General features: G+C 71.4%; 6 protein-coding genes. 1 reads left to right on the top strand and 5 read right to left on the bottom strand.

Going from position 1 to position 5,121, the window contains the following annotated elements; genetic code table 11:
* On the bottom strand, positions 1-900 hold a 900-nt coding region (holA, locus tag AOK00_RS34160; protein ID WP_055604019.1), incomplete at its 3' end, for a DNA polymerase III subunit delta.
* Between the two features lie 38 nt (positions 901-938).
* Between holA and AOK00_RS34165 the strand changes: the two genes are divergently transcribed.
* Positions 939-1,199, top strand: coding sequence for a hypothetical protein (locus AOK00_RS34165; protein ID WP_437441467.1), 261 nt, complete (start codon positions 939-941; stop codon positions 1,197-1,199).
* Positions 1,200-1,229: 30 nt separating this feature from the next.
* On the opposite strand, the gene AOK00_RS34170 is transcribed toward AOK00_RS34165, so the two are convergent.
* From AOK00_RS34170 to AOK00_RS34185, 4 genes are all read right to left on the bottom strand, one after another.
* On the bottom strand, positions 1,230-2,120 hold the full coding sequence (locus AOK00_RS34170) for a YceI family protein (RefSeq protein ID WP_055604020.1): 891 nt from the start codon (positions 2,118-2,120) through the stop codon (positions 1,230-1,232).
* Positions 2,121-2,219: 99 nt separating this feature from the next.
* Positions 2,220-3,101 (bottom strand): arylamine N-acetyltransferase family protein, encoded by an 882-nt coding sequence (locus AOK00_RS34175; RefSeq protein ID WP_079042342.1) that lies wholly within the window; start codon positions 3,099-3,101, stop codon positions 2,220-2,222.
* Between the two features lie 17 nt (positions 3,102-3,118).
* Entirely contained in the window at positions 3,119-4,402 is a 1,284-nt protein-coding gene (locus AOK00_RS34180) for an MFS transporter (protein WP_055604022.1), read from the bottom strand.
* A gap of 5 nt (positions 4,403-4,407) precedes the next feature.
* Positions 4,408-5,031, bottom strand: coding sequence for a winged helix-turn-helix domain-containing protein (locus AOK00_RS34185; RefSeq protein WP_055604023.1), 624 nt, complete (start codon positions 5,029-5,031; stop codon positions 4,408-4,410).
* Between the last annotated feature and the right edge of the window lie 90 nt (positions 5,032-5,121).

Raw genomic sequence — 5,121 nt, forward strand, 5'->3', positions numbered from 1 at the left:
GGACCCCCGACGGGGTGTCGCCCGCAGCGCGAGCGACACCCCGTCGGGGGTCCAGCCCCGCATCTGCTGGCGTACGCGGTCGATCTTCCACGGCGGCATGCCCAGCTCCCGCGCCAGATCGGCGGGCCGCCCGCCCCGCGTCGACGACAGCTTGCCGATCGCCCGTACGCCCTGCGCGAGCGCGCTCGTGACGAGCACCGGCGCGACCCCGGTCGAGAGCGACCACCGCAGGGCCTCAAGGGCCTCCGCGGCGCGCCCCTCCACCGCGCGGTCCGCGATGTTGAAGGAGGAGGCCTCGGCGCGGCCCGTGTAGTAGCGCCCGACGACGGCCTCGTCGATCGTCCCGTCCACGTCGGACGTGAGCTGCGCGACCGCGGACGCGAGCTCCCGCAGATCGCTGCCGATGGAGTCGACGAGCGCCTGGCAGGCCTCGGGCGTGGCCGAACGCCCCAGCGTCCGGAACTCCTGCCGCACGAACGTCAGCCGTTCGGCGGGCTTCGTCGTCTTCGGGCAGGCCACCTCCCGCGCCCCCGCCTTGCGGGCCGCGTCGAGCAGCCCCTTGCCCTTGGCGCCGCCGGCGTGGAGCAGGACGAGCGAGATGTCCTCGACGGGGTCGTCGAGATACGCCTTGACGTCCTTGATCGTCTCGGCGGACAGATCGTGGGCGTTCCGCACGACCAGCACCTTGCGCTCGGCGAACAGCGAGGGACTGGTGAGCTCCACCAGCGAGCCGGGCTGGAGCTGGTCGGGCATGAGGTCGCGCACGTCCGTGTCGGCGTCGGCGGCACGCGCGGCCGCCACCACCGCCTGGACGACACGGTCGAGGAGCAGGTCCTCCTGCCCCACGGCGAGCGTCACGGGGCCGAGGAGGTCGTCGGGGGAAGTCTTTCTGGTGGCCATCGCGGTCCAGCATCCCACGGACCACTGACAGGACGGCGATGCCCGAGAATGACGGGGTGAGTGAACGACACGTACTGGTACTCCCCGACCGCGACGCCGCCGAGGAGGTCGCGGGGGAGCTCCCCGACCGCTTCGGCGTCGCCGAGGAACCGCAGCTCGTACGGGACTCCCTGGCCGGGGAGGACGACGCCGAGGACGCCCAGTGGCTGGTGGTCGTCGAGGACCCGGACGGCCGGCTCGACCCGAGGGCGCTGGACTCCTTGGCGGCGGAGTACGAGGGCTGGCTGGAAGCCCCGTAGCCCCCTGCGTCGCGCCGCCCGGGCGAACCGTCAGCCCCGTCCCGGCTTGGGCACGATCTGGACATCCAGATCGATGCTGATGCTCGATCCCACCGCCGCGATCCCCCGCGCCAGCAGCGTCTGCCAGGTGAGCGTGAAGTCCTCCCGGTGCAGTTCGGTGGTGGCCCGGCAGGCGCACCGGGTCTCGCCCTCCAGACCGCTCCCGAGGCCCAGGTACTGGGTGTCGAGGGTGACCGTGCGGCTCACCCCGTGGAGGGTGAGCGCCCCGGTGACGGCCCACCGGCTGCCGCCCTTGTGCGTGAAGCGCTCGCTGAAGAACTCCAGCGTGGGGTACGCGCCGACGTCGAGGAAGTCACCGGACCGCAGATGGTCGTCGCGCATCTGGACCCCGGTGTCGATGGAGGCCGCGTCGATGACGACGTGCATCGCGGAGCGCTCCATGCGGTCACCGATCCGGACCGCGCCGGCGAAGCCGTTGAACCGGCCGTGGATCCGCGCGAGCCCGATGTGGCGTGCGGTGAAGCCGATCTGGGAGTGCGTGGGGTCGATCTCCCAGTCGCCGGGCTCGGGGAGCTGGGGCAGCGGGGCGATCTGGAGCAGTACGTCGTCGAGGCCGGTGTGGCCGCCCTCGGTGACGACGGCCCTGCCGTGGTGCGGCGTGTAGCCCTCGGCGGTGACCGCGAGCCGGTATTCGCCCGCCGGCACGGTCGCGAGCGCCGTGCCGTACGGGTCGGTCTCCCCGGCGATCACCTTGCGCCCGGCGGCGTCGCTGAGGACGAACTCGGCCTGCCGGACCGGTTCGTGCACGGGGTCGAGCACCCGGCAGCTCAGCATCCCCGCCGAGGCGGGGACGGTGAGACCGGCGAGCGGGCCGCCTCGCACGGCGCCCGCCGCACGCTTCCCGAAGAGACGATCGAACATTCTTCACGCACCCCCGTGCGACTCGTTCACTATGCAACGAAGTCGCATTCGATCACCGTCGGGGCGTTCGACGCAAACCGGTCACGAGGTGAGCAAGCGTTACCGAGGGTTCGAATCGGAAATTCCACCGCGGACGACCGGCAGCGCGTCGAGCTCGATCCCGAACAGGTCCCGGTACGCGCCCCGCACCTCGTCCTCACCGTCGAGGACCCGCTCGTCGCGCTCACCCCCGGCCCGCGTGATCAGCTTCCGGTCGCTGAGGGTGATCCGGCCCTCCTCGGTGAGCAGCGAGCAGACGAGACTGCGCGGGAAGTGCGAGTCGGGCGAGGTCCGGTGGTACCAGGCGCCGACTGCGAAGTCGGCGAGCCGGCGCGGCCGGAGCTCCATCCGGTACTGCGGCTTCCCGTCCCGCAGCACGTCCACGTCACCCTCGGCGGTGTCCACGAGCCGGAAGACACCACCCGGGTCCGCCTGGTCACCGCGGTCCTCGTAGCGGAGCGGGAAGTGGCCGTGGTCACCGAAGCCGACGTCGGCGAGCCACCGTGCACCGTCCACCGTCTCCACGAGCAGCGCCATGTGGTCGTACGGGATGCCCGGCTTGCCCTCCGGCCCGAAGACCCGAGCCTGCAGCAGCGACACCCGGTAGCCGAGTGCCTTCAGCAGAACGGCGAACGCCGTGTTGACCTCGTAGCAGAACCCTCCCCGGTGCGCGCCGATCACCTTGTCGAGCAGCGCCTTCTCCTCCAGGACGATGTCCTCGCCGAGGTGGATCGAGAGGTTCTCGAACGGCACGGTGCGCAGATGACGCAGATGCAGATCGCGCAGCGCCTCGCCGTCCGCACGGTCCGGGCGCTCCGCGCCGATGCGCCGCAGATAGGCCCGCACGTCCTCCGGCGTGGGGGCGAAGGGCTCGGAGGGGGCGGGAGACCCGGAAGGAACGGGGGTCTCGGAGGAAACGGGAGCCGTCGGTCGCGTAGTCATGTCGCCAGTCTGCCCGGTCAGCCCTTCCCGCCCCCTGGTTGTCCGACGGGCTCCGACTCCTCCTTCGGAGAGGGCAGTTGCCGCATCCTCGGCAGCGGCGAGGGCAGCACCCACAGCACGGCGAAGACGGCCCCGACGGTGGCGATCCACAGCGTCGGGCGCAGCCCGATCGCGGTGCCGAGGAACCCTCCGACGAGCGCGCCGAGCGGACGGAAGCCGTGGTTGAGCGTCCGGAAGGCGCCCATGACCCGGGCCCGCACGGCGTCGGGTATCAGTGCCATCTGGAACGATCCCGCGGCGATGTCGACGATCATCACGCCGACGCAGGAGAGGAACTCGGCCACGAACAGCACGCACACCACGAGCGGCAGCGGACCGTCGGCCAGGGGTATCAGGACCAGGGGCAGGGTGAACCCGAGGAAGCCGGCGACGAGCGAGCCCCCGATGCCGATCCGTCGGACGACCGTCCCGCTGACGACCGCCCCGAGGAGACCGCCCACGGCTCCCGCTCCGAGGATCAGGCCGAGCAGCCCGGCGCCGAGGCCGAGTTCGGTGGTCACATAGAGCACGAAGAGGGTGTGGAACATGTAGTTGAAGAACTGGACCGTGCCGGAGGCGGCGAACAGCGCCCGCATCGAGCGCTCCCGGACCACCCAGCGCAGCCCCTCGGTGAAGTGCCCCTTGGCCACCGGGGCCGGCGGCGGTTCGACCGGCTCGATCCGGGCCAGGTACCCGGCCGACGCGAGATAGGTCAGGGCGTCCGCGACCAGGGCGAAGGGCGCGGTGAGGAACTGCACGAGCAGTCCGCCGATCCCGGGCCCCGCCAACCAGGCCGTCGAACGGCTGCCGTTCACCAGCGAGTTCGCCTGCACATAGCGCTCGGTGGGCACGAGCGCCACGAAGAGCGTCGTGTTGCAGACCTCGAAGAGCACGGTGAGCGCGCCGATCCCGAAGGCCACCACGTACAGCTGGGTGAGCGTCAGCACGTCGAGCACATGGGCCACGGGAAGGGTCAGGACCAGCGCCGCCCGCCCGATGTCGGCCGCGATCATCGCCCGCCTGCGACTGGTCCGCCGGTCCGCCCAGGCGCCGAACGGCAGGTTGAGCAGGAGCGCGGGCAGGAGTTCGGCGGCCTTGAGCCAGCCCATCGCCGCGGCGTCGGCGCCGAGGACGAGGACGGCGGCGAGCGGAATCGCCATGAGGGATATCTGGTCCCCGGCGAGGGAGATGGTCTGCCCGGTCCAGTAGCGGCGGAAGGTCCGCTCGCGCAGCAGCGCCGGTACGCGTTCGACGAGAGCCATCCCGCTCACTCCTTCTCGCTGTCGGGGACGTCCGGATCCAGGTAGGCGATCCGCAGGACACTGACGGGCCTTGCGCCCTCCGGGCGGAGGGACGGGTCCGAGGCACGCGCCTCGTAGGGCCGGAGCAGGGCGTCGATGCGCGCTCCGAGCTCGGCCAGCTCCTCGTGGGTGAGGTGGAGCAGCGAGTCGCCGAACTGCTCGGCCTCCTGCCACTCCCTCGGCAGCCGGTGCCGGTTCGCCATGGCCCGGGCGACCCGCTCGAAGTACTGCTCGGCGACGGCGGCGCTCAGCGCGTCGGCCGCCTGGGCGATCGACGCGTCCTCGCTGTACTCCGGCCACTCCGTGTACTGGGCCGTGGCCTGCCAGGGCTTCTCCCGCCCCCGGCCGCCCGGCGCCTCCTCCACGAGCCCGTACTTGGCGAGTATCCGCAGGTGGTACGAACAGCTGGCCACGGACTCGCCGGTGAGTTCGGCGGCCCGGGTGGCGGTGAAGGGGCCGCTGCTGCGCAACAGCCCCACCAGCGACATCCGCAGGGGGTGGGCGTAGGCGCGCAGGGCTCGCGGGTCGGTGAGTCGGATACTGCGGGGCGGCTCACCCTCGGGCTGCGGGTCGATGTTCTCCTCCGGCATGATGAAAAGCTATCTTTAGAAAGACTTCTTTACAAGTGTTTTTCTCCCTGTCGACGGGTCACCCTCCTCCCCCCGGTACGGCCATCAGCC

Source organism: Streptomyces aureus (assembly GCF_001418135.1).
In the GTDB taxonomy this organism is placed as follows: Bacteria; Actinomycetota; Actinomycetes; order Streptomycetales; family Streptomycetaceae; genus Streptomyces; species Streptomyces aureus_A.